This window comes from Pseudomonas sp. zjy_15 (genome assembly GCF_043101865.1).
In the GTDB taxonomy this organism is placed as follows: Bacteria; Pseudomonadota; Gammaproteobacteria; order Pseudomonadales; family Pseudomonadaceae; genus Aquipseudomonas; species Aquipseudomonas putida_Y.
Map to the genome: position 1 here is coordinate 14,146 of NZ_JBICII010000062.1, position 21,594 is coordinate 35,739.

Sequence of the window (21,594 nt, forward strand, 5' to 3'; positions counted from 1 at the left end):
TGGCGGATTAGCGGGGGCGGCAGACCCAGTGCAGGTAGCGGCCAAGTCCGGCGAAGGTAGGGTGGCGACGGTGGGCCAGTTCCATTTCCAGCAGGTCGAGCAGCTCGGCCTTGCCCTGGAATTCCTTGGGCATATAGTCGTGAAACACCCGCACGCCGCTTTCGCTTTCAACCTGCCACATAGGCTCAAGTTGCGCCTTGAGTTCGCGTGGATCAAGCGGTTTCTGTGGGGTCAGGCTCTGCTTTTCACCTTCCAGCCGGTTGCTGCGCAACTTGCGGAAATGGCCCTTGAGCAGGTTGCGATAGACCAGTGCGTCGCGGTTGTAGAAGGCCAGCGATAACCAGCCGTCGGGTGCCGTGAGCTGGTGCAGCACTGGCAGGATGCTCTCGGGTTCGGCCAGCCATTCGAGCACTGCATGGCAGAGCACGAGGTCGTAGCGCTCGGTCAGTTGGCCGAGCAGGTCTTGCCAGGGTGCCTGGATGAAGGTCGCGGTCTGGCCGGCTTCGGCAAAGCGCGCCCTGGCGCCTTCGAGCATGGGCGCCGCAGGTTCGGCCAGGGTCAGCTGGTGGCCGCGCTCGGCCAGCCACAAGGCCATGTGGCCCAACCCGGCGCCGATGTCGAGGATGCGTAGCGGGCGGTCGGGTAGCGCTTCGGCCAGGTCGGCCTGCAACACCGCCAGGCGGATCGCACCCTTGGCGCCGCCATAGATCTTTTCGGCAAAGCGGGTGGCCAGCTCATCGAAATGACGATCGTTCATCGGGCGAAGCGCCTCTCGCTGTCGGCCAGCTTGGCACGCACCACCTGGTCCATGTCCAGACCCAGTTCGCTGCACAGCAGCAACAGGTAGAGCACCACGTCACCGACTTCCTGGCCGGCGTGGGCCAGCTTGTCGGCAGGCAGTTGGCGCGATTCGTCCTCGCTCAGCCACTGGAAGATTTCTACCAGCTCGGCCATTTCGACGCTGGCGGCCATGGCCAGGTTCTTCGGGCTGTGGAAGCCGCGCCAGTCGTTGGTATCGCGGATCTGATGCAGGCGTTGGGTGATTTCTTGCAGGTTCATCGGGGGTCTCCTATTGCTGCATAGCTTCTGCCCAGGCCCGATGCAAAGCAAGCGTATACCGCCAGGACAGGCCCGGCCTACAGGCACTCCCAACGGCCGACCATATGCAGCACGTCCCCGTGCCCATCCAGGCGCAGTTGGCCCGAAGGGCCCGCTTCACTGGCACTGAGCACCACCTCCGAAGGCAACCTGACCGGCTTGCGGAAGTCCACCTCAAAGGCATAGCCACTGTGCGGCAGGTGCCCACGCAGCGCGGCCAAGGCCATGGCCTTGGTCCACATGCCATGGGCAATGGCCGTGGGAAAGCCGAACAACCGCGCACTGACCGCACTGAGGTGGATAGGGTTGTAATCCCCGCACACCTTGGCATAACGCCGACCGATATCACTGTCGGCGTACCAGCGTGTGGCTTCGGGCAACGGATCAGGCTCAGTGTCGGCCGGCTCACTCGTCTGGCCTTCCAGGGCCAAACCACGCACCAACATGCGGCTGGTCTCTCGCCAGAGCAGGCCGATGCCATCTTCAGCCTCGGTGACCAGGTCGAAGGTGCCCCCTTTGGCATGGCGCTGCAGGTTGTGCGCATACACCGCAAAGCGCAGCCCTTCGACAGCACCAAGCGGGCGCAGCACTTCGATGCGGTTGTGCAGGTGTACCAGACCAAGCAGCGGGAAGGGGAAATCATCGGCCGTCATCAGCTGCAATTGCAGGGCAAATGCCATCACATGGGGATAAGTCCCTGGCAGGCGGCCATCATCGGGAAAGTGGCAAAGCCTTCGATACGCCCCCAGGTTGCCCGGTTGGACCCGAATGAAACAGCGCAGGCCATCGTCCGGCAGCCGGTCGCCGCTGATGGTGCGTTTGCTGGCTGCGCGCAGGTACAGGCTGGCGCGGGCGGCCGGGTTGTGCAGATCGTGCCATTGTCGGCTCATGCTCAAGCTCCCATCAGTGCCTGACCGCACACCCGCAGCACCTGGCCGTTGACCGACCCGGAGCCTGGCTGGCTGAGCCACGCAATGGCTTCGGCGACGTCCTGCGGGCGCCCACCCTGGCCCAGCGAACTCAGGCGCCGCCCTGCCTCGCGCAGGCCCATGGGCATGGCTGCAGTCATGTGGGTTTCGATGAAACCGGGGGCGATGGCGTTGATGCTGCCACCGCGCTCGGCGAGCCGTGGCGCCCAGGCCTGGGCCAGGCCGATCAGCCCGGCTTTGCTCGCGGCATAGTTGGCCTGCCCGCGGTTGCCGGCAATGCCGCTGACCGAGGCCAGCAGGGTGATGCGCGCGTTTTCCCCCAGCGCGCCGTTGTCATACAGCGCCTGGGTGAGCACCTGCGGTGCCTTGAGGTTCACGGCCAGCACGGCGTCCCAGTATTCCGGCGTCATGTTGGCCAGTGTCTTGTCACGAGTGATCCCGGCGTTGTGCACCACGATATCGATGCCGTCGGGCAGGGCTGCGAGCAGTTGCGTTGCCGCATCGCTAGCGCATATATCCAATGGCAGTGCCTTGCCGCCAAGGCGTGCAGCGAGGGCGTCGAGGTCCTGGCTGGCCTGCGGTACATCCAGCAGCAGTACATCGGCGCCGTCCCGTGCCAAGGTTTCCGCAATGGCGGCACCGATGCCGCGCGCAGCCCCCGTGACCAGAGCACGGCGACCGCCGAGTGGGCGGGTCCAGTCTTCCACCTGGCTGGTGCAGGCTTGCAGGCGCAGAACCTGGCCAGAGATGAAGGCACTCTTTGGCGAGAGGAAGAAGCGCAGGGCGCCTTCCAGCTGATCTTCGGCACCGGGGGCGACATACAACAGCTGGGCAGTAGCGCCATTGCGCAGTTCCTTGGCCAGTGAGCGGCTGAAGCCCTCAAGGGCACGCTGTGCAACGCTGGCCAGTGGGTTGTCGAGGCCTTCCGGTGCAAGGCCTAAAACCAGTACATGGGCGCATGGGGCCAGACTGCGTAGCAGCGGCTGGAAAAATTCACGCAACTGCTTCAGTGCATCGCTGTCGGACAAATGACTGGCATCGAATACCACGGCCTTGATTTTCGGCCCCAGGCCGGCCACCCAGGCTTCAGCCTGCAGGTTGTCGGCGCTGAAGCTGTAAACCTCGTCAGTAAGGCACGGGGCGATGGCTTCGACCTGCTTCGCCAGTGGCCCGCCACCCAGTACCAGGGCACCTTCTACCGGGCGCAGGCGGCCAGCCTGCCAGCGCTCCAGTGGCGCCGGGCGTGGCAGGCCAAGGGCATCCACGAGGCGGCGGCCGAGATTGGAGTTGGCAAAACCGAGGTAGCGATCGCTCATGAGGGGTCTCCCGAAAGGCAAGCTTGAAAGTGTGGACCAACTTTGCGGCAGGGTCGTTCGAATGCGGTAAAAACACCTAGGCTGTACCGATCAAATTGTTTCAGGAGGAATAAGCGCATGCGTTCAGCTCGCCGGGTCGCGATCCTGGGTGGCAACCGGATCCCCTTCGCCCGCGCCAATGGCGCCTACGCCACGGCCAGCAACCAGGCGATGCTCACGGCCGCGCTTGAAGGCTTGATCGAACGCTATCGCCTGCACGGGCTGCGGTTGGGCGAGGTGGTGGCCGGTGCCGTGCTCAAGCACTCGCGCGACATGAACCTGACCCGCGAGTGCGTGTTGGGTTCGCGCCTGTCTGCGCAGACCCCGGCCTATGACATCCAGCAGGCCTGCGGTACCGGGCTGGAGGCTGCGCTGCTGGTGGCCAACAAGATTGCCCTGGGGCAGATCGACTGCGGTATTGCTGGCGGTGTCGATAGCACCTCCGATGCGCCCATCGCCGTCAACGAAGGCTTGCGCCATATATTGCTGCAGGCCAACCGTGGCAAAAGCCTTGGCGAACGGTTAAAGCCCTTCCTCAAGCTGCGGCCTCGTCACCTGAAACCCGAACTACCACGCAATAGCGAGCCGCGCACGGGGTTGTCGATGGGCGAGCATTGCGAGCGCATGGCCCACACCTGGCGCGTTGGCCGTGCCGAGCAGGACGAACTGGCCCTGCTTAGCCACCAGAAGCTGGCCGCTGCCTATGCCGAGGGTTGGCAGGAAGATCTGTTGACGCCGTTTCTTTCGCTGACACGGGACAACAACCTGCGCCCCGACCTGAGTCTTGAGCAGTTGGCCAGACTCAAACCAGCCTTTGACCGCAGCGGGCAGGGCACGTTGACGGCGGGTAACTCCACGCCGTTGACCGATGGTGCTTCGCTGGTGCTGTTGGGCAGCGAGGCGTGGGCGCAGCAGCAGGGGTTGCAGGTGCTTGCCTATCTGGTCGATGGCGAAACCGCTGCGGTGGATTTTGTCACGGGGCGCGAAGGGTTGTTGATGGCGCCTGTGTATGCCGTGCCGCGCTTGCTGGCACGCAATGGCCTGACGCTGCAGGACTTTGACTATTACGAAATCCACGAAGCCTTTGCTGCCCAGGTGCTGTGCACGCTCAAGGCCTGGGAGGATGCCGACTACTGCCGTGAGCGGTTGGGCCTGGAGGCACCGCTTGGCGCGATCGACCGTAGCAAACTCAATGTCAAGGGCAGTTCGCTGGCGGCCGGGCACCCGTTTGCGGCAACCGGTGGGCGGATATTGGCCAGCCTGGCCAAGCTGCTGGCGACGGCGGGTAAGGGGCGCGGGCTGATTTCGATCTGTGCGGCAGGCGGGCAGGGGGTGACCGTTATCGTCGAGCGCTGAAGTACCTCCAGGGTAACGGCAGAGGCGGCGAGTGCCTCGATCATGATCCAGCTGTTAGGCTTGTCTGGTCAGAACTAAAAGAAAATACCATGCCGATCATCGGACACCCCCGCGCTATCCCCGCGCTGGAACACCTGCCCAGACCCCTCTACGCCCGTGCCGAAAGCCTTGGCGCCGGTTCGTGGACCACTCGCCACCGGCACGACTGGGTACAGTTTTCCTACGCCATCAGCGGCGTACTCGGCGTGTACACACGCGACGGCAGTTACTTTGCCCCACCGCAGTGGGGGGTGTGGATCCCTGCCGATGCCGAGCATGAAGTGGTCACCTCGATGCAAGCCGAGATGCGCAGCCTGTATGTACGCCGCGATGCCTGCCCATGGGCGCCGGAACAATGCCGGGTGCTGGAAGTGACGCCGCTGGCGCGCGAGCTGATCAAGCAGTTCTGCCTGTTCCCGGCGGATTACCCAGAGGACGACAGCGCCGAGGCGCGTCTGGTGGCGGTGCTGCTCGACCAGTTGCGCACTTTGCCGGAAGTCGGTTTTTCGCTGCCGTTGCCTCGCCACCCTGGTTTGCTGGCGCTGTGCAATGGCTTGATCGCTGCACCAGACCAGTCGCAGACCTTGCAGCAGTGGGCGCGGCAGCTGGGGTGTTCGGAGAAGACGCTGATGCGGTTGTTTCAGCGGGAGACCGGGTTGAGCTTTCGTAATTGGCGGCAGCGCATGCGGTTGTTGTCGTCGCTGGCGTTGCTGGAGGCGGGGGAGAATGTGACCGAGGCGGCACTGGGGTGTGGGTATGACTCCACTTCGGCCTACATTGCGGCGTTCAAGCAGCTGTTTGGGGCGACACCGGGGGAGTTGAAGCTTTAGTTTACGGTTGCTTGTGCCGGCCTCTTCGCGGGTAAACCCGCGCCTACAGAGGCCGCGTTACCACCCGCGAAAGGGCCGGCACAGGCCATGCCTCATCAGGTGCGGAACCTGCGCACCAGCGTATCCAGCTCATTGGACAGCCCGGCCAGGCTCTCGGAGTCCTGGCGCGCCGCCTGGGCCAGCTCGGCCACCAACTGCGCATCCCCGTGAATCTGGCTGATGTGCCGGTTGATATCCTCGGCCACCTGATGCTGCTCTTCGGCCGCCGTGGCGATCTGGGTGTTCATGTCGCGGATCACGTCCACCGAGTCACGGATCTGCCCGAAGCTGTCGCGGGCCAGGCCAATGCGGCTCACCGACTGCTGCGACACTTCCAGGCTGGCGTGCATCTGCTCGGCCACTTCGGCGGTACGGCTGGCCAGGTTGCCCAGCAGACCGTCGATTTCGGCGGTGGAGTCGGCAGTGCGCTTGGCCAGCGCCCGCACTTCGTCCGCCACCACGGCAAAGCCGCGGCCCTGCTCACCGGCACGGGCCGCTTCGATGGCGGCGTTCAGGGCCAACAGGTTGGTCTGCTCGGCAATCGAACGGATGGTGCCGAGGATCGACTGAATAGCGTTGCTGTCACGCTCCAGTTGCTGGATCGACTGCGCCGATTGCTCGATTTCGTGGCTCAGGCGATCAACGCTGTGTACCGCCGCATCGATCTGCTGCTGGCCTTCGCGGGCCTGCTGCTGGCCACTGTCGGCCGACTGCGCTGCCTGGCTGCAGGACCGTGCCACTTCATTGGCGGTGGCGACCATTTCGTGGAATGCGGTGGAAACCATGTCCACGGCTTCACGCTGGCGGCCGGCCGCCTCGGCCATGTCGCTGGAGACGCGGGTCGAGCTGCTGGACGTGCTGAGGATCTTGCTGGCAGCAGTGCCGATGTGCTGGATCAGGCTGCGAATGGCCCCGAGGAACTGGTTGAACCAGCTGGCCAGTTGCGCGGTTTCGTCGCGGCCGCGGATTTCCAGGTTGCGGGTCAGGTCTCCCTCACCCTGGGCGATGTCTTCCAGGCCATTGGTGACACTGTTGATCGGGCGCACGATCAGTTTGGCGAAGGCCGCACCGACCAACGCGAACAGCGCGGCCAACACCACAGCGATGACGCCGATCAGCCAGGTGAGCCGGGTGGTGGTCTGCATCACTTCGCTTTGCTCGATCAGGCCGATGAAGGTCCAGCCCAGTTGCTGGTCGGGGTAGACGTTAGCCATGTAGTGCACGCCATTGAGTTCGACCTCCACCAGGCCTTTGCCGGCTTTGGCCAGCTTGGCATAACCGTCGCCAAAGCTTCCCAGCTGCTTGAAGTTGTGGGTGGCGTCGCGCGGGTCGACCATCACGTTGCCGTTGCTTTCCACCAGCATCAGGTAGCCGCTTTCGCCCAGTTTGATCTGCTTGACGATCTCGGTCAGGCCCTTGAGCGACACGTCGATGTTGACCACACCGCCGGGGTTGCCCAGTTGATTGGCCACGGTGCGCACGGTGCTGACCAGCACTGCATCGTCGGCGGCCCAGTAGTAGGCGCCGGTACGTAACGTCTTGCCAGGGTTGGCCATGGCGAGTTGGTACCAGGGGCGCGTGCGTGGGTCATAATTGACAAACTTCTGGCCGGCCGGCCAGCCGGTGTAGCCGCCGTCATTCACCCCATAGGACAGGTAGGCGTAGGCGGGATGTGAGTTGGCCAGGCGGGTCATGAAGTCGAGTATTTTGCTGGCCTGCTCGCCCAGTTCGTAGGACGGGGTTGCGCTCATGTACTTGTTCAGCTCGCTACCCGTGGCGGCGACCATTGGCTGGGAAGCCATGTACTCGACGTTCTGGTTGATCCCCTGGAAGAAGATGTTCATCGCGTTGCTGACCTGGCGGATTTCCCGGCTGCTGCTGTCGAGGAATCCGTCGCGGGCTTCGCCGCGCAGGTTGATGACCACCAGGGTGGCCACCAGAACGATGGGCAAGCCGGCGATGACCGCGAATGCCCAGATCAATTTCTGTTTGATGCTCATCGACGCTCCCGGAATTGTTATTTTCGACACACGAGGCAGGTAGCAACTACATCGGCAGCATCCGGGTTTTATAAAGCCAAAAGGCCCGTATTTATTGGATAAAGTCGTGGTTGGTGACTATTCGGTCGTGTTTGGACATTTATGGCATACCAAACGCTCGTGGCAGCTCAGTGACAACAGCTGCCTGCAGCGCCATTGGCCAGGTCTTTGAGGATCGGGCAGTCCGGGCGGTCGTCACCCTGGCAGTGCGAAACCAGCTCGCCGAGGGTGTCGCGCAGGCTCACCAGCTCCTCGATGCGCCGGTTCAGTTCATCGATATGGTGCATGGCCAGCGCCTTCACATCGGCGCTGGCACGTTGGCGGTCCTGCCACAAGGCCAGCAACTTGCCGACCTCCTCGAGGGAAAAGCCCAGGTCGCGGGAGCGTTTGATGAAGGCCAGGTTGTGCAAATCTTCCGCCTGGTACAGGCGGTAGCCGCTGTCGCTGCGTGTGGCCGGTTTGAGCAGGCCGATGGATTCGTAGTAACGGATCATCTTGGTGCTGAGCCCGCTGCGGCGGGCGGCCTGGCCAATGTTCATGGCGCCTCCTGGGTGTTGCTGGTGGGTTTCCACGTTTTAAGCCACAGTGCGTTGCTGACGACGCTTACGCTGGACAGGGCCATGGCGGCACCTGCCAGTACCGGGTTGAGGTAACCTAGCGCGGCCAGCGGGATGCCGATCAGGTTGTAGATGAATGCCCAGAACAGGTTCTGGCGGATCTTCGCGTAGGTCTTGCGGCTGATTTCCAGTGCGGCGGGCACCAGGCGCGGGTCGCCACGCATCAGGGTGATGCCCGCGGCCTGCATGGCCACGTCGGTACCGCCACCCATGGCAATGCCGATGTCGGCTGCGGCCAGCGCAGGTGCATCGTTGATACCATCGCCAACCATGGCAACCACACCCTCCTGCTTGAGCGCGGCCACGGTCGCGGCCTTGTCGGCCGGTAGCACTTCGGCATGCACATCGTCGATGCCCAGGGCCTCGGCAACCACTCTGGCGCTGCCACGGTTGTCACCGGTCAGCAGGTGGCTGCTGATGTGTTGGGCGTGCAGGGTGTCGATGGCCTGCGCGGCGCCCGGCTTGAGGCTGTCACCAAAGGCGAACAGGCCTACCACACTTGGTTGCGTGCCGCGTTCTATCAGCCACGACAGTGTGCGCCCTTCGGCTTCCCAGGCCTGGGCCTTTTCGGCCAACTCGCCGGGCTGCAGCCCGCTTTCGTCAAGCAGTCGACGGTTGCCCAGTGCCAGTTCACGGCCTTCAACGCGACCGGCAATGCCGCGCCCGGTCAGCGACTGGCTGTCGGCAACGGTTGGCACTTCCAGCCCTTGCTCTGCACAGGCGACCAGCACCGCCTTGGCCAGTGGGTGTTCACTCCCGCGCTGCAGGGCGCCGGCCAGGCGGTACAGGTCGGCACTGTTGCCGTCCAGTGCCTGGCTGTGAACCACCTGCGGGCTGCCGGAGGTGAGGGTGCCGGTTTTGTCGAAGACTACGCGGTTGACCGCATGGGCACGTTCCAGGGCTTCGGCATCCTTGATCAGGATGCCGTGGCGGGCGGCGACCCCGGTGCCGGCCATGATCGCCGCGGGCGTGGCCAGGCCGAGGGCGCAGGGGCAGGCGATGACCAGCACGGAGACGGCGTTGATCAGCGCGATTTCCAGCGGTGTCCCAGCCAACCACCAGCCGATCATGGTGATCAGGGCCAGTACCAGCACGGCCGGGACGAACACCTGGCTGACACGGTCGACCAGCTTCTGGATCGGCGCTTTGGCAGCCTGGGCGTCTTCCACCAGGCGGATGATGCGCGCCAGCACGGTCTCGGTGCCCAGTGCCTGGGTAAGCACCAGCAGCCGGCCTTCGCCATTGATGGCGCCACCGGTGACGCTGTCGCCGGGTTGCTTGGGCACTGGCAGGCTCTCGCCGCTGATCAGGGCCTCATCGGCGTGGCTGCTGCCGTCTTCGACCACGCCGTCGACCGGGAAGCGCTCGCCGGGCTTGACCAGTACCAGGTCGCCCAAGCGCAACTGGGCGATCGCCACATCCTCCTCCTGGCCGTCGACCACGCGCACGGCGCGTTCCGGGCGCAGGGCTTCGAGGGCGCGGATGGCACTGGCGGTCTGGCGTTTGGCGCGGCTTTCCAGGTACTTGCCCAGCAATACCAGGGCAATCACCACGGCCGAGGCTTCGAAGTACAGGTGCGGGGCCATGCCGGCGGGAGCCTGTGCCCATTGGTACAGGCTCAGGCCATAGCCAGCGCTGGTGCCCAGGGCCACCAGCAGGTCCATGTTGCCAGCACCGGCGCGCACGGCCTTCCAGGCCGCAATGTAGAAGCGGGCACCGAGAATGAACTGCACGGGTGTGGCCAGCAGGAACTGCGTCCAGGCGGGTAGCATCCAGTGCAAGCCGAACGGTTGCACCAGCATGGGTAATACCAGCGGCAGGGCCAACAGCAAGGCTGCGCCGACTGCCAGGCGCTCGTTGCGCAGGCGTCGCTGGACAGTGCTTTGGTCGTCCTTGGTCGATTGTGGCAGGCTGGCGCTGTAGCCTGCCTTTTGCACAGCGTCGATCAGCAGGTTGTCATCCAGGGCCGCAAGCACTTCGAGGTGCGCGCGTTCGCTGGCCAAGTTGACGCTGACCTGCTCGACCCCCGGCAATTTGCCCAGGGCGCGCTCCACACGGCCGACACAACTGGCGCAGGTCATGCCGCCAATCTGCAGCTCGAGGGTGCGGGTGGGCACCCCGTAACCGGCCTCCCGCACGGCTTTGACCAAAGCCGGCAGGCTGTCAGGCGCGGCCAGAACCCGGGCTTTCTCAGTGGTGAGGTTTACGCTGACCTGTTCAGCGCCGGTGACCTTGCGCAGGGCGCGCTCGACCCGGCCAGCACAGCTGGCGCAGGTCATGCCGGAGATCGGCAGGTCGTATGTGGTGGATGCGGGCATGGCTCTCCTCCTTGGACAGGCCTCCAGCATCAACCTTGCCACGCAGGCAAGGTCAATAGCCCAGGTCGGCTCGTTTCAACTCCAGCCCATATTGCCCCATGACGATGCGGTATTTGTTGATCTGGCCCGCCTGCAGATTCAAACGCGTGCTGCGCTGGTCCTCTATACCAGCGGCGCAACCCGGCATTTGCCCAGGTAGCAGGCGCAGGCGTACATCCACCGGGCCAGGCGGCAAGTTGAACGAGGTAGACTGCTCCTGGAAAACGCGCCCGGAAAGCTGGTCGTTGAGGTACACGCCGATTTCGCAGCTGGTGGCCACTTCCAGGCGCTCCCGGGAAATGATCAGTACGCTGTAGGCCGAGTTGCCCTCGGCGAAGGCCGGTGGCACCACAGCCAGCGCGCCCAATAGCCCGACGACGCCCAATGCTGCCCTGAACATGAAAAATCTCCTGCTTGCCTGATCGTCAAAGGCGCAGCTTGGCCGACGCGGACGCGGATTTCCACCCCGGGTGTTGCAGGCAAGGCTTGACCTTGCCCTGATGGCAAGCTTGAGACTAGTGAAAAACCTGAAGGAGGTAACCCTCATGCAAGTGTTCAATGTACAAGGCATGACCTGCGGCCATTGCGTGAAAGCCGTGACCCGCGCGGTGCAGGAGCAGGATGCGGCAGCCAGGGTGGAAGTTGATCTGGCAGGCAAACAGGTGCGTGTGCAGAGCGAGTTGGCGCAGGAGCAGATCCTCACCGCGATTCGGGATGAGGGGTACCAGGCCGAACTCGCCTGAAGACCTGATTGCTCCCACTGGGGGGTAACAGTGTTGCAAATGTTTTCACATCGATAGGGTCCACAGCAGGTAGAATCAGTCACTTGCTTAGCCTGCTATGGATTCCTGATGAACCTGCGAATGGTGCTCATCCTGGGCGCACTCAGTGCGTTCGGGCCCTTGGCGATCGACTTCTACCTGCCAGCCTTCCCGGCCATGGCGCAAGCGTTCGCCACCGATGAAAAACACATCCAGGCCACTTTGGCCGCTTACTTCCTGGGCCTGTCTATCGGGCAATTGGCCTATGGCCCAGTTGCCGATCGCTTTGGTCGACGCAAGCCGCTGATCTTCGGCGTGACCCTGTTTACCTTGGCTTCACTGGCCTGTGCCTATGCCCCCAACCTCGACACCTTGGTGCTGGCACGTTTTATCCAGGCATTGGGTGGGTGTGCCGGCATGGTGCTTTCGCGGGCTATCGTCAGCGACAAGTGCGACCCGGTAGCTTCAGCCAAAGTGTTTTCGCAACTGATGCTGGTCATGGGCCTGGCGCCGATCCTGGCACCGATGCTGGGTGGGGTGCTGGTGAACCTGGCCGGCTGGCAGTCGATCTTCCTCGCTCTGAGCCTGTTCAGTGCCGGCTGCCTGTTGGCGGTAAGCCTGGGCCTGCCAGAAAGCCTGCCTGAGCATATACCGCGCCAGCCGCTGTCTGGTGCGTTGCGCCAGTACCTGCGGCTGCTGGCTGACCGGGTTTTCCTCGGCCATGCCCTGACCGGCGGTATCGCCATTGCCGGCATGTTTGCCTATATCGCCGGTTCGCCTTTCGTGTTCATCAAGCTGTATGGCGTACCCGCAGAGCACTACGGCTGGCTGTTCGGTACCAATGCCGCAGGTTTTATTCTGGTGGCGCAGGTGAACGCCCGCTTGCTGGCCAAACGCGGACCGGCGTTCCTGCTGGGCCGCGCGGTGTGGCTGTATCTGGTTGCGGGCCTGGTGCTGCTGGGCGTGGCGGCCTTGCGCCCAGCGCAGTTGTGGCCGCTGCTGGTGCCGCTGTTCATCTGTATCGCCAGCCTGGGTTGCATCATTCCCAATGCTTCGGCCTGCGCCATGAGCGGACAGGGCGCGCGTGCCGGTAGCGCCTCGGCACTGATGGGCTGTGTGCAGTTCAGCGTCGCTGCGGGTGCTGCCGCACTGGTCGGCCTGCTGCATGACGGCAGTGCGGTGCCAATGGCAATCGTGATCAGCCTGTGCGGGGCGCTGGCGGTCAGTGTCGCGCTGTTGACCCGACGTCTGCAGGCCAAGGCTCCCGCATGAGGGGATGAGGTGCCTGCAGACGGTTTTCCAGCGTGGCGACGAAGGCACGTGCCTCAGCCTCGCTGCGGAAACTGACCACGTGCTGATCGAGCTGGACTTGCCAAGGACAGGCGGGGTTTCGGCTCGACGCACTTACGATAATTTTCATCGCGGCATACCTCCAGAAAGGGCAGCGGCTCAAGTGTAGCGCTGGCCTGCGAGCCTGCCATGACACTGCTTCAGCGTCCTGACTGACGGTAGGTGCGTGCATTTTCCTGGCGGTGTTTCCTGCTTTGGGCGCAATGCCTGCAAACCCACAGAACCTTCGCTTTGTTTCGCGCTATTTGCGGAAGGTTGCTGTGGGCCGTATCTGAAATGACTGCAAGTTTGTTTTCATCAAGATGTTTCAGCGCGCCTGTGTGGGCGTACCGGTGCCTTGGTTGACGTGGTGCCGGGGAGTATCTCGCAGCCGCTTCGCTGCTTGCCATGGGTAGACATACCCAGTGGTTTTTCATCCTGGGTGCTGCGGCAGGTGGGCGTCTGAACGGCGTTTTCTGCGGCTTATACTGGCGAACCAGGCCAGTGCCAGCGAGAGGCGCTTCCCTGGCAGGGTTGGCCATCGCATCCCCACCGTGAAATTGCAGGGAGTTACAAGGACATGAACGCAGCCAGCAGTATCAGCCAGATCGCCAGCCTGATGGCCGACCCCAAGCGCAGTGCCATGCTGTGGGCATTGATCGATGGCACACCACGATTGGCCAATGAGCTCGCGATAATGACTGGCCTGACTTCATCGTCAGCCTGCGCACACCTTTCGCTGCTGTCGTCGGCCGGTTTGCTCAGGCATGAAGCCAGGGGCCGCAAACGTTACTTCTGCCTGGCTACCCCGCAGGTCGGAGCAGCGGTAGAGGCCTTGGCCAGCGTACAACTGGAAAGCGCCAGGGGAGAGCGTGCCGAAGCGCCGGTATCGTCGCTGCCCCTGTCGATGCGCCGGGCGCGCCGTTGTGGCGATCACCTGGGTGGGGAGTTGGCCAGTGAGCTGTACCATCGCATGGTGGTGGCTGGCTGGTTGGAAGGCAGCGGACGGCACTTGAGGGTCAGTGACGAGGGGCGGGCGCAGTTGGCCTTGGTCGGGGTGTACATCGATGCCCTGGCGCCACACCAGCAACGAGGTTGCGTGATCTGCCGCTGCACCGAATGGAATGACCAGGGCCCGCATCTGGGGGGCGTACTGGGCCAGGCCTTGTTCAGGTTGTTCCTGCAATCTGGCTGGATGCGTGAGTTGGAGGACTCGCGGGCATTGCATATCTCGGCGCTGGGTATCCAGCAGATCAATCGCATAGCCCGCGTGGCGACGTTGCAGGTCGGTTGAGCGCAACGTCGTCATGCTACTCAAACCAGCCGTGCGTCCAGGCTGTTCTGCGCCAGGCGACGCGCCTGGTCTTCGGTCATGCCCAAGTGGGTATGCAGAGCGTGGAAGTTCTCCGTGACGTAGCCACCGAAGTAGGCCGGGTCGTCCGAGTTGACCGTGACTTTCACGCCACGCTCGAGCATGTCGAGGATGTTGTGCTGGCTCATGTGGTCGAACACGCAGAGCTTGGTGTTGGACAGCGGGCACACCGTGAGCGGGATCTGCTCGTCGATAATGCGCTGCATCAGGCGCTCGTCCTCGATGGCGCGCACGCCATGGTCGATACGTTTGATCTTCAGCAGGTCGAGGGCTTCCCAGATGTACTCAGGCGGGCCTTCTTCGCCAGCATGGGCAACGGCGATGAAGCCTTCGCTACGGGCGCGATCGAACACACGCTGGAACTTGCTGGGTGGGTGGCCCATCTCCGAGCTGTCCAGGCCTACGGCAATGAACGCATCGCGGAACGGCAAGGCCTGATCGAGGGTCTGGTGCGCTTCATCCTCGCTGAGGTGGCGCAGGAAGCTGAGGATCAGGCCGCTGCTGATGCCCAGCTGTTCGCGGCCATCCTTGAGCGCCTGGCTGATGCCGTTGAGCACCACTTCGAAAGCAATGCCACGGTCGGTATGGGTCTGCGGGTCGAAGAAGGGTTCGGTGTGGATCACGTTCTGGGCCTTGCAGCGCTGCAGGTAGGCCCAGGTCAGGTCGTAGAAGTCCTGCTCGGTGCGCAGCACGTCGGCGCCCTGGTAATACAGGTCGAGGAACTCCTGCAGGTTGTTGAAGGCATAGGCACCGCGCAAGGTCTCCACATCGGCCCAGGGCAAGGCGATCTTGTTGCGCTCAGCCAGGGCGAACAGCAACTCGGGCTCCAGCGAGCCTTCCAGGTGCAGGTGCAGTTCGGCCTTGGGCAGGGCGTTCAACCAGTCATACATAGTGGTTCATCTCAATCAGGTACAGTTGCGGCCATTCTACAGGGGCCGGCCGGGCAATGCGCCCAGCCGGGCTGCGACCTGGTGAATCACCAGACCAAGGGTTCGCCCTTGTAGTTGATGAAGCGCAGGCCGCCCTTGCCGCTTTGGGCCTTGATCTGTTCGATCATGCCGCGGGTGCTGGTGAGCACATCGATATCGGCGTTTTCGCCACCCATGTCGGTTTTCACCCAGCCCGGGTGCATGGCCAGCACGCACAGGTCCGGGCGCTGCTGCTCAACGAAGAAGCTGTTGATCATCGAGTTCAGTGCCGCCTTGCTGGCCTTGTACAGGCAGATTTCGCCACCGTCGGGGATGGTGATGCTTCCCAGGATCGAGCTCATGAAGGCCAGCACACCACTGCCTTCGCGTATTTGATCCACCAGGCGGCGAGCCACGCGTATCGGCGCCACGGCGTTGGTCATGAACAGATCGCCAATGTCGCTGTTGCTTACCGCCTCCAGATCTTGCGGCAAGGGGCCCATGACCCCGGCGTTGACGAATATCAGGTCGAATACCTGGCCTTGCAGGCGTTGCTTCAGGCCATCGAGCTGGACGGTGTCGTTCATTTCCAGCTGCTCGATGTGCACGCCGGGCACGTTCGCCAGGGCGCCGGGCTGCTGCGGGTTACGGACGGTGGCAGTGATTTTCCAGCCGTCTTCGTGCAGGCGTTGTACCAGGCCCAGGCCAAGCCCGCGCGAGGCGCCGATGATGAGGGCAGTTCTTGAATTAGCCATAGGAACATTCCTTTATCGGTGTAGGAGAAAGGAACTGAGCATACGTCACGGCGGATATGCGTGCCTGGTTTGCTGTTGGTCAAAAAATGGTCAGTTTCGTCTGGGCCTTGCGGGGCCGGGCGCTTCGCCGGTTGGCACACGGGTTATCCACAAGCTGGTCCACAGTTATTGTGTGCAAGGTGAGCGAGTGGGGTGCGGTTTGGGTGGGCGGTTCGCTGGGGATAAGTCGCGCACATTCAGCAGTTTACGACTGTCATCAAATAGTGATCAAAATATGATCAAGGCTCTGAGGGCCTTGAAATCACTAGCCTGCAAGAGCTTGCCCCAAGCTTATCCACAGGCAGGCCCACAGTTGCTGTGGGCAATGTTCAGCGTGCTTCGAGCAAAATACGTCCGCGGCTCAAATCCGCCAGTTGCTGTTGCAATGGCGCCAGGTGGGCGTCACCGAGGGCAATCAGCAGGTCAACACCATTGGCGGTGAACTGTTCATCCAGGACCAGGCCGTCAACCTCGGCCAGGCGCAGCTTCACCAACGCCAGCTCGCTGAAACTGCAGCTGCAACTGAAATTGCTGCGTTGCACCAGCAGGCGCTTGGGCGCCTGTTGCAGGCACTTGTTGGCGCCGCCGCCATAGGCCCTGGCCAGGCCGCCGGTGCCCAATTGGATGCCGCCGTACCAGCGGATCACCAGCACCACCACCTGGTCGCAGTCCTGCGCTTCGATGGCCGCCAGGATCGGCCGCCCAGCGGTGCCACCGGGTTCGCCATCGTCGCTGCTGCGGTATTGCGCGCCGAGTTTCCAGGCCCAGCAGTTGTGGGTTGCGGCCAAGTCGCTGTGACGTTCGATGAAATTCATCGCGTCGGCGGCACTGCTGATCGGCCCGGCGAGGGTGATGAAGCGGCTTTTGCGGATTTCCTCGCGGTATTCGCAGAGGTCGAGCAGGGTAGAAGGCATAAAGGACGGTCAGGCAGCCGGCTTGATGCCGCAGCCCTTCAGAATGATGTGGATAAGGTTGTTGCTCGCGTCTTCCATGTCCTGTTTGGTCAGGCGGCTGCGGCCAGTCACCTGGCAAATCTGGGTGGCAAAGTCGGCGTAGTGCTGGGTGCTGCCCCAGAGCAGGAAGATCAGGTGCACGGGGTCGACCGGGTCCATCTTGCCTGCTTCGATCCAGGCCTGGAATACCGCAGCACGGCCGCGGAACCATTCGCGGTAATCGGCGCTGAAGTATTCGGTCAGGCAGGTGCCACCGCTGATCACTTCCATGGCGAAAATGCGCGAAGCTTGCGGGTTGCGCCGGGAGAACTCCATCTTGGTGCGGATGTACTGGCTCAGGGCTTCACCGGGGTCGTCATCGACGCTTAAGGCGTTGAAGGTGCTGTCCCACAACTCGATGATGTTGCTGAGCACGGCGATGTACAGGCCCAGCTTGTTGGTGAAGTAGTAGTGCAGGTTAGCCTTGGGCAACCCCGCCTTGAGGGCGATGGTGTTCATGCTGGTGCCCTTGAAACCATGGCGGGCGAATTCATCTTCGGCGGCCTGGATAATGGCCTGTTCGTTCTTCTGGCGGATACGGCCCGCGGGCTTGCCCGAGGCGGAGAGGCGATGCGCAGGGACTTCTAGGGTCATGGACGATTCCGTACGGGGCAGTGGCTGCGGCTGTGGCACAAGATTACCTGCCTGTGCCGAAGTGACAAGCGTTTACGGCACAGACTGGCATCAACGTGTCGCAGCCAGGCTTTCGAGGAAGCTTTCCAGCACCAGGTTGGGGCGCCGGCCTTTGCGGGTGACCCAGCTCAGGCTCAGGTCATAAAAACGCTCCCTGGGCTTTAGCGCACGCAAACGGCCTTGTTGGACCCAGAACGTGGCGTAGTGGTCGGGCAGGTAGCCGATATAGCGCCCGGTGAGGATGAGAAACGCCATGCCCTCGCGGTCAGAAGCACTGGCTGTGCAATTCAGTGCCTGGTAATGCGCCTGGATTTCGGCGGGCAGACGGAAGGTGGGGGTGATGGCTTCCTGGCTATTGAGGCGTTCGTCGTCTATCTGCTGGTCGTCGGCGTAGAACAACGGGTGGCCGACTGCGCAGTACAGCAGCGAGCGTTCGCTGTACAACGGTTGGTACTCAAGCCCCGATAGCGGGCTGGTCTGTGGTACGACGCCAACGTGCAGGCTGCCGTCGAGCACGCCGTGCTCGACCTGGCTGGGGGCGATCATACGGATCTGGATGCGCACGTCAGGGCCCCGATCCTTGAGTTCCGCCAAGGCGTGGGTGATACGCATGTGCGGCAAGGTCACCAGGTTGTCGGTCAGGCCGATGTTCAGCTCGCCGCGTAAATGCTGGTGCAGGCCGTTGACCTCGGTGCGGAAGCTTTCCAGTGCACTGAGCAGTTGCAGGGCTGAATGGTAGACCTCGCGGCCTTCCTCCGTCAGCGAGAAACCGGCGCGGCCGCGCTGACACAGGCGTAGGCCGAGGCGTTGCTCGAGGTCGTTCATCTGCTGGCTGATGGCCGAGCGACCTATGCCCAGTACGTTTTCGGCAGCCGAGAAGCCACCGCACTCGACAACGCTGCGGTAGATCTTCAGCAGGCGGATGTCGAAATCGCTGACTTGGGCGAGTGGATCGGGGCGTCGGCTCATTAGTTTAGTCTCGGCCTGTCTGAAGGTTAGAAATGTAGGCTTTTTCAGACTCTATCGCCGTGCCAATTTAGCTGCAACAAGATACATCGTTGCCTAATCGTCTTCCGAGGAACCGCCGATGAACATGCCCGAAACCGCCCCTGCCGGTATCGCCAGCCAGCTCAAGCTGGACGCCCACTGGATGCCCTACACCGCCAACCGCAACTTCCAGCGCGACCCACGCCTGATCGTGGCGGCCGAAGGCAACTACCTGGTCGATGACCACGGGCGCAAGATCTTCGACGCCCTGTCCGGCCTGTGGACCTGCGGCGCAGGGCACACTCGCAAGGAAATCGCTGACGCGGTGACCCGCCAACTGAGTACGCTGGACTACTCGCCAGCTTTCCAGTTCGGCCACCCGCTGTCGTTCCAGCTGGCGGAAAAGATCGCCGAGCTGGTTCCGGGCAATCTGAATCACGTCTTCTATACCAACTCCGGTTCCGAGTGCGCCGATACCGCACTGAAGATGGTGCGTGCTTACTGGCGCCTGAAAGGCCAGGCAACCAAGACCAAGATCATCGGCCGTGCCCGTGGTTACCATGGCGTGAACATCGCGGGTACCAGCCTGGGTGGCGTCAACGGTAACCGCAAGATGTTTGGTCAGTTGCTGGACGTCGACCACCTGCCCCACACCGTGTTGCCGGTGAACGCTTTCTCCAAGGGCATGCCGGAAGAGGGCGGTATCGCTCTGGCTGACGAAATGCTCAAGCTGATCGAGCTGCACGATGCCTCCAACATCGCAGCAGTCATCGTCGAGCCGCTGGCCGGTTCGGCCGGTGTGCTGCCGCCGCCGAAGGGCTACCTGAAGCGTCTGCGTGAAATCTGCACCCAGCACAACATTCTGCTGATCTTCGACGAAGTGATCACTGGCTTCGGCCGCATGGGTGCGATGACCGGCTCGGAAGCCTTCGGCGTTACCCCAGACCTGATGTGCATCGCCAAGCAGGTGACCAACGGCGCCATCCCGATGGGCGCAGTGATTGCCAGCAGCGAGATCTACCAGACGTTCATGAACCAGCCGACCCCGGAATACGCGGTGGAATTCCCACACGGCTACACCTACTCGGCGCACCCGGTAGCCTGTGCCGCCGGTATCGCCGCGCTGGACCTGCTGCAGAAGGAAAATTTGGTGCAGTCCGCTGCTGAACTGGCGCCGCATTTCGAGAAGCTGCTGCACGGCGTGAAGGGCACCAAGAATATCGTCGATATCCGCAACTACGGCCTGGCCGGCGCCATCCAGATCGCCGCCCGTGACGGTGATGCCATCGTTCGCCCATACGAAGCGGCCATGAAGCTGTGGAAAGCGGGCTTCTATGTACGATTTGGTGGCGACACCCTGCAGTTCGGCCCAACCTTCAATACCAAGCCGCAGGAACTGGACCGCCTGTTCGATGCGGTAGGCGAAACCCTGAACCTGATCGACTGATCTTTCCGATTTTGATGCCAGGCGCACGCACGCAGCGCGTGCCTGGCTCTCCTTTGTTTATCTGGAGTTTTGCATGAGCATTGTTCAGCACCTGATTCACGGCGAACTGGTTACCAAGGGTGAGCGCACCGCCGATGTCTTCAACCCGTCCACTGGCCTGGCCGTTCGCAAGGTCGAACTGGCCAGCCGCGCAACTGTTCAGGAAGCGATCGACTCGGCCAAGGCCGCCTTCCCGGCCTGGCGCAACACCCCTCCGGCCAAGCGCGCCCAGGTGATGTTCCGCTTCAAGCAACTGCTGGAGCAGAACGAAGCCAAGATTTCGCAGATGATCAGCGAAGAGCACGGCAAGACCTTGGAGGACGCCGCCGGCGAACTGAAGCGTGGTATCGAGAACGTCGAGTTCGCGTGTGCAGCCCCAGAAGTGCTGAAGGGGGAGTACAGCCGCAACGTCGGTCCGAACATCGACGCCTGGTCCGATTTCCAGCCGCTGGGCGTGGTTGCCGGTATTACCCCGTTCAACTTCCCCGCCATGGTGCCGCTGTGGATGTACCCGCTGGCCATCGCCTGCGGCAACGCATTCATCCTCAAGCCTTCCGAGCGTGACCCGAGCTCGACCTTGTACATTGCCCAGTTGCTGCTGGAAGCCGGGCTGCCGAAGGGCATCCTCAACGTGGTGCACGGTGACAAGGAAGCGGTGGATGCGCTGATCGAAGCACCGGAAGTGAAAGCACTGAGCTTCGTGGGTTCGACCCCGATCGCCGAGTACATCTATGCCGAAGGCACCAAGCGTGGCAAGCGTGTACAAGCCCTGGGGGGCGCGAAGAACCACGCGGTGCTGATGCCGGATGCCGACCTGGACAACGCAGTCAGTGCCCTGATGGGCGCGGCTTACGGTTCGTGTGGCGAGCGTTGCATGGCCATTTCGGTAGCCGTGTGCGTGGGCGACCAAGTGGCCGATGCCCTGATTGCCAAGCTGGAGCCACAGATCAAGGCGCTGAAGATTGGTGCCGGCACCTCGTGTGGCTTGGACATGGGCCCGCTGGTGACTGCGGCAGCGCGTGACAAGGTCGTGGGTTACATCGATGACGGTGTTGCTGCTGGCGCCAAGCTGGTGGTGGATGGACGTGGCTTCCGTGTGGCGGGTAATGAAGATGGCTACTTCGTGGGTGGCACACTGTTCGACAAGGTGACCCCGGAGATGCGCATCTATAAAGAAGAGATCTTTGGTCCGGTGCTGTGCGTGGTCCGGGTGAATAGCCTGGAGCAGGCCATGCAGCTGATCAACGATCACGAGTATGGCAACGGTACCTGCATCTTTACCCGTGACGGTGAAGCGGCCCGTCTGTTCTGCGACGAGATCGAAGTGGGTATGGTGGGTGTCAACGTACCGCTGCCAGTGCCGGTGGCCTACCACAGCTTTGGTGGCTGGAAGCGTTCGCTGTTTGGTGACCTGCATGCCTATGGCCCGGATGGTGTGCGCTTCTATACCCGCCGCAAGGCAATTACCCAGCGTTGGCCGCAGCGGGCCAGCCATGAAGCGTCGCAGTTTGCATTCCCTAGCCTGTAAGGGAAGTAGATGAAGCGGGGAGGCCGTCAGGCCTCCCCGTTTTGTTTTTGGGGTTTGGTTGTTGCTGTTGCTGTTGCTGTTGTAGGGGGGATGTCTTGAGGTGGTTTGGGCGGTGAGATGTGTCTGCCATAACCCCTGCAGCGCC

The 21,594-nt window shown here is 62.7% G+C and carries 21 protein-coding genes and 1 pseudogene; 7 read left to right on the plus strand and 15 right to left on the minus strand.

Translation table 11 applies throughout. The features are described from left to right. Positions 1 to 7: 7 nt before the first annotated feature. The 4 genes from ACF8EF_RS11835 to ACF8EF_RS11850 form a co-directional block, all read right to left on the minus strand. A complete protein-coding gene (locus ACF8EF_RS11835) occupies positions 8 to 757 on the minus strand; it encodes a methyltransferase domain-containing protein (RefSeq protein ID WP_176684398.1) in 750 nt (249 codons plus the stop codon). Beyond that, on the minus strand, positions 754 to 1,059 hold the full coding sequence (locus ACF8EF_RS11840) for a MazG-like family protein (RefSeq protein WP_176684399.1): 306 nt from the start codon (positions 1,057 to 1,059) through the stop codon (positions 754 to 756). Before ACF8EF_RS11840 ends, ACF8EF_RS11835 begins: the two co-directional genes overlap by 4 nt. A gap of 77 nt (positions 1,060 to 1,136) precedes the next feature. Then, the gene (locus ACF8EF_RS11845; RefSeq protein ID WP_176684400.1) at positions 1,137 to 1,988 is read right to left on the minus strand and encodes a MaoC/PaaZ C-terminal domain-containing protein; all 852 of its coding nucleotides are present in this window, start codon (positions 1,986 to 1,988) and stop codon (positions 1,137 to 1,139) included. Between the two features lie 2 nt (positions 1,989 to 1,990). Further along, a complete protein-coding gene (locus ACF8EF_RS11850) occupies positions 1,991 to 3,343 on the minus strand; it encodes a 3-oxoacyl-ACP reductase (RefSeq protein ID WP_209968163.1) in 1,353 nt (450 codons plus the stop codon). 117 nt (positions 3,344 to 3,460) lie between these two features. Here ACF8EF_RS11850 and ACF8EF_RS11855 point away from each other — a divergent pair, with 117 nt between their 5' ends. After that, positions 3,461 to 4,738, plus strand: coding sequence for an acetyl-CoA C-acetyltransferase (locus tag ACF8EF_RS11855; protein ID WP_176684402.1), 1,278 nt, complete (start codon positions 3,461 to 3,463; stop codon positions 4,736 to 4,738). Between the two features lie 89 nt (positions 4,739 to 4,827). Continuing rightward, the gene (locus tag ACF8EF_RS11860; protein WP_176684403.1) at positions 4,828 to 5,607 is read left to right on the plus strand and encodes a helix-turn-helix transcriptional regulator; all 780 of its coding nucleotides are present in this window, start codon (positions 4,828 to 4,830) and stop codon (positions 5,605 to 5,607) included. 95 nt (positions 5,608 to 5,702) lie between these two features. On the opposite strand, the gene ACF8EF_RS11865 is transcribed toward ACF8EF_RS11860, so the two are convergent. The 5 genes and pseudogenes from ACF8EF_RS11865 to ACF8EF_RS11885 all read right to left on the minus strand — a co-directional run bounded on the left by ACF8EF_RS11865 (position 5,703) and on the right by ACF8EF_RS11885 (position 11,059). After that, positions 5,703 to 6,470 carry a methyl-accepting chemotaxis protein gene (locus ACF8EF_RS11865; protein WP_392460455.1) on the minus strand — a complete coding sequence of 256 codons (768 nt, stop codon included), beginning with the start codon at positions 6,468 to 6,470 and terminating at the stop codon, positions 5,703 to 5,705. Between the two features lie 90 nt (positions 6,471 to 6,560). Further along, positions 6,561 to 7,646 (minus strand): annotated as a pseudogene (locus tag ACF8EF_RS11870) (cache domain-containing protein); the annotation flags it as partial. Positions 7,647 to 7,813: 167 nt separating this feature from the next. Beyond that, a complete protein-coding gene (gene cueR, locus ACF8EF_RS11875) occupies positions 7,814 to 8,224 on the minus strand; it encodes a Cu(I)-responsive transcriptional regulator (protein ID WP_176684405.1) in 411 nt (136 codons plus the stop codon). After that, positions 8,221 to 10,620, minus strand: a complete 2,400-nt coding sequence (locus ACF8EF_RS11880; RefSeq protein ID WP_392460451.1) for a heavy metal translocating P-type ATPase — start codon at positions 10,618 to 10,620, stop codon at positions 8,221 to 8,223. Before ACF8EF_RS11880 ends, cueR begins: the two co-directional genes overlap by 4 nt. A 52-nt stretch (positions 10,621 to 10,672) precedes the next feature. After that, positions 10,673 to 11,059, minus strand: a complete 387-nt coding sequence (locus tag ACF8EF_RS11885; RefSeq protein WP_392460452.1) for a hypothetical protein — start codon at positions 11,057 to 11,059, stop codon at positions 10,673 to 10,675. A gap of 145 nt (positions 11,060 to 11,204) precedes the next feature. Here ACF8EF_RS11885 and ACF8EF_RS11890 point away from each other — a divergent pair, with 145 nt between their 5' ends. Both ACF8EF_RS11890 and ACF8EF_RS11895 read left to right on the plus strand, forming a co-directional pair. Next, entirely contained in the window at positions 11,205 to 11,402 is a 198-nt protein-coding gene (locus ACF8EF_RS11890) for a heavy-metal-associated domain-containing protein (protein WP_014589568.1), read from the plus strand. Between the two features lie 108 nt (positions 11,403 to 11,510). After that, entirely contained in the window at positions 11,511 to 12,692 is a 1,182-nt protein-coding gene (locus tag ACF8EF_RS11895) for a multidrug effflux MFS transporter (protein WP_176684407.1), read from the plus strand. Here ACF8EF_RS11895 and ACF8EF_RS11900 read toward each other — a convergent pair. Beyond that, the gene (locus ACF8EF_RS11900) at positions 12,643 to 12,840 is read right to left on the minus strand and encodes a hypothetical protein (RefSeq protein WP_245354978.1); all 198 of its coding nucleotides are present in this window, start codon (positions 12,838 to 12,840) and stop codon (positions 12,643 to 12,645) included. The two genes, ACF8EF_RS11895 and ACF8EF_RS11900, sit on opposite strands and share 50 nt — an antisense overlap. A gap of 489 nt (positions 12,841 to 13,329) precedes the next feature. Here ACF8EF_RS11900 and ACF8EF_RS11905 point away from each other — a divergent pair, with 489 nt between their 5' ends. Then, positions 13,330 to 14,043 carry a helix-turn-helix transcriptional regulator gene (locus ACF8EF_RS11905; RefSeq protein WP_019438054.1) on the plus strand — a complete coding sequence of 238 codons (714 nt, stop codon included), beginning with the start codon at positions 13,330 to 13,332 and terminating at the stop codon, positions 14,041 to 14,043. A gap of 20 nt (positions 14,044 to 14,063) precedes the next feature. Here the strand turns inward: ACF8EF_RS11905 and ACF8EF_RS11910 are convergent, their stop codons facing one another. The 5 genes from ACF8EF_RS11910 to ACF8EF_RS11930 form a co-directional block, all read right to left on the minus strand. Next, on the minus strand, positions 14,064 to 15,011 hold the full coding sequence (locus ACF8EF_RS11910; protein ID WP_176684408.1) for an adenosine deaminase: 948 nt from the start codon (positions 15,009 to 15,011) through the stop codon (positions 14,064 to 14,066). A gap of 86 nt (positions 15,012 to 15,097) precedes the next feature. Continuing rightward, on the minus strand, positions 15,098 to 15,784 hold the full coding sequence (locus ACF8EF_RS11915) for an SDR family oxidoreductase (protein WP_176684409.1): 687 nt from the start codon (positions 15,782 to 15,784) through the stop codon (positions 15,098 to 15,100). 368 nt (positions 15,785 to 16,152) lie between these two features. Next, positions 16,153 to 16,737 carry a YigZ family protein gene (locus tag ACF8EF_RS11920; RefSeq protein ID WP_176684410.1) on the minus strand — a complete coding sequence of 195 codons (585 nt, stop codon included), beginning with the start codon at positions 16,735 to 16,737 and terminating at the stop codon, positions 16,153 to 16,155. Positions 16,738 to 16,746: 9 nt separating this feature from the next. After that, positions 16,747 to 17,409: a TetR/AcrR family transcriptional regulator gene (locus ACF8EF_RS11925; protein ID WP_003255279.1), complete on the minus strand. Its 663-nt coding sequence runs from the start codon at positions 17,407 to 17,409 to the stop codon at positions 16,747 to 16,749. 90 nt (positions 17,410 to 17,499) lie between these two features. Further along, a complete protein-coding gene (locus tag ACF8EF_RS11930) occupies positions 17,500 to 18,417 on the minus strand; it encodes a LysR family transcriptional regulator (RefSeq protein ID WP_176684411.1) in 918 nt (305 codons plus the stop codon). 118 nt (positions 18,418 to 18,535) lie between these two features. On the opposite strand from ACF8EF_RS11930, the gene ACF8EF_RS11935 reads away from it, so the two are divergent. Both ACF8EF_RS11935 and ACF8EF_RS11940 read left to right on the plus strand, forming a co-directional pair. Further along, complete coding sequence (locus tag ACF8EF_RS11935; protein ID WP_176684412.1) at positions 18,536 to 19,882, plus strand: aspartate aminotransferase family protein; 1,347 nt, start codon at positions 18,536 to 18,538, stop codon at positions 19,880 to 19,882. Between the two features lie 73 nt (positions 19,883 to 19,955). Beyond that, a complete protein-coding gene (locus ACF8EF_RS11940; RefSeq protein ID WP_176684413.1) occupies positions 19,956 to 21,449 on the plus strand; it encodes a CoA-acylating methylmalonate-semialdehyde dehydrogenase in 1,494 nt (497 codons plus the stop codon). Positions 21,450 to 21,594: the final 145 nt, after the last annotated feature.

Coding starts and splice junctions, on each gene's coding strand:
- ACF8EF_RS11925 (WP_003255279.1), bottom strand. CDS start 17,409: ATGACCCTAGAAGTCCCTGCGCATCGCCTCTCCGCCTCGGGCAAGCCC.
- ACF8EF_RS11880 (WP_392460451.1), bottom strand. CDS start 10,620: ATGCCCGCATCCACCACATACGACCTGCCGATCTCCGGCATGACCTGC.
- ACF8EF_RS11835 (WP_176684398.1), bottom strand. CDS start 757: ATGAACGATCGTCATTTCGATGAGCTGGCCACCCGCTTTGCCGAAAAG.
- ACF8EF_RS11935 (WP_176684412.1), top strand. CDS start 18,536: ATGAACATGCCCGAAACCGCCCCTGCCGGTATCGCCAGCCAGCTCAAG.
- ACF8EF_RS11915 (WP_176684409.1), bottom strand. CDS start 15,784: ATGGCTAATTCAAGAACTGCCCTCATCATCGGCGCCTCGCGCGGGCTT.
- ACF8EF_RS11930 (WP_176684411.1), bottom strand. CDS start 18,417: ATGAGCCGACGCCCCGATCCACTCGCCCAAGTCAGCGATTTCGACATC.
- ACF8EF_RS11920 (WP_176684410.1), bottom strand. CDS start 16,737: ATGCCTTCTACCCTGCTCGACCTCTGCGAATACCGCGAGGAAATCCGC.
- ACF8EF_RS11890 (WP_014589568.1), top strand. CDS start 11,205: ATGCAAGTGTTCAATGTACAAGGCATGACCTGCGGCCATTGCGTGAAA.
- ACF8EF_RS11895 (WP_176684407.1), top strand. CDS start 11,511: ATGAACCTGCGAATGGTGCTCATCCTGGGCGCACTCAGTGCGTTCGGG.
- ACF8EF_RS11910 (WP_176684408.1), bottom strand. CDS start 15,011: ATGTATGACTGGTTGAACGCCCTGCCCAAGGCCGAACTGCACCTGCAC.
- cueR (WP_176684405.1), bottom strand. CDS start 8,224: ATGAACATTGGCCAGGCCGCCCGCCGCAGCGGGCTCAGCACCAAGATG.
- ACF8EF_RS11850 (WP_209968163.1), bottom strand. CDS start 3,343: ATGAGCGATCGCTACCTCGGTTTTGCCAACTCCAATCTCGGCCGCCGC.
- ACF8EF_RS11885 (WP_392460452.1), bottom strand. CDS start 11,059: ATGTTCAGGGCAGCATTGGGCGTCGTCGGGCTATTGGGCGCGCTGGCT.
- ACF8EF_RS11940 (WP_176684413.1), top strand. CDS start 19,956: ATGAGCATTGTTCAGCACCTGATTCACGGCGAACTGGTTACCAAGGGT.
- ACF8EF_RS11905 (WP_019438054.1), top strand. CDS start 13,330: ATGAACGCAGCCAGCAGTATCAGCCAGATCGCCAGCCTGATGGCCGAC.
- ACF8EF_RS11855 (WP_176684402.1), top strand. CDS start 3,461: ATGCGTTCAGCTCGCCGGGTCGCGATCCTGGGTGGCAACCGGATCCCC.
- ACF8EF_RS11860 (WP_176684403.1), top strand. CDS start 4,828: ATGCCGATCATCGGACACCCCCGCGCTATCCCCGCGCTGGAACACCTG.
- ACF8EF_RS11845 (WP_176684400.1), bottom strand. CDS start 1,988: ATGAGCCGACAATGGCACGATCTGCACAACCCGGCCGCCCGCGCCAGC.
- ACF8EF_RS11865 (WP_392460455.1), bottom strand. CDS start 6,470: ATGGCCGAGGCGGCCGGCCGCCAGCGTGAAGCCGTGGACATGGTTTCC.
- ACF8EF_RS11900 (WP_245354978.1), bottom strand. CDS start 12,840: ATGAAAATTATCGTAAGTGCGTCGAGCCGAAACCCCGCCTGTCCTTGG.
- ACF8EF_RS11840 (WP_176684399.1), bottom strand. CDS start 1,059: ATGAACCTGCAAGAAATCACCCAACGCCTGCATCAGATCCGCGATACC.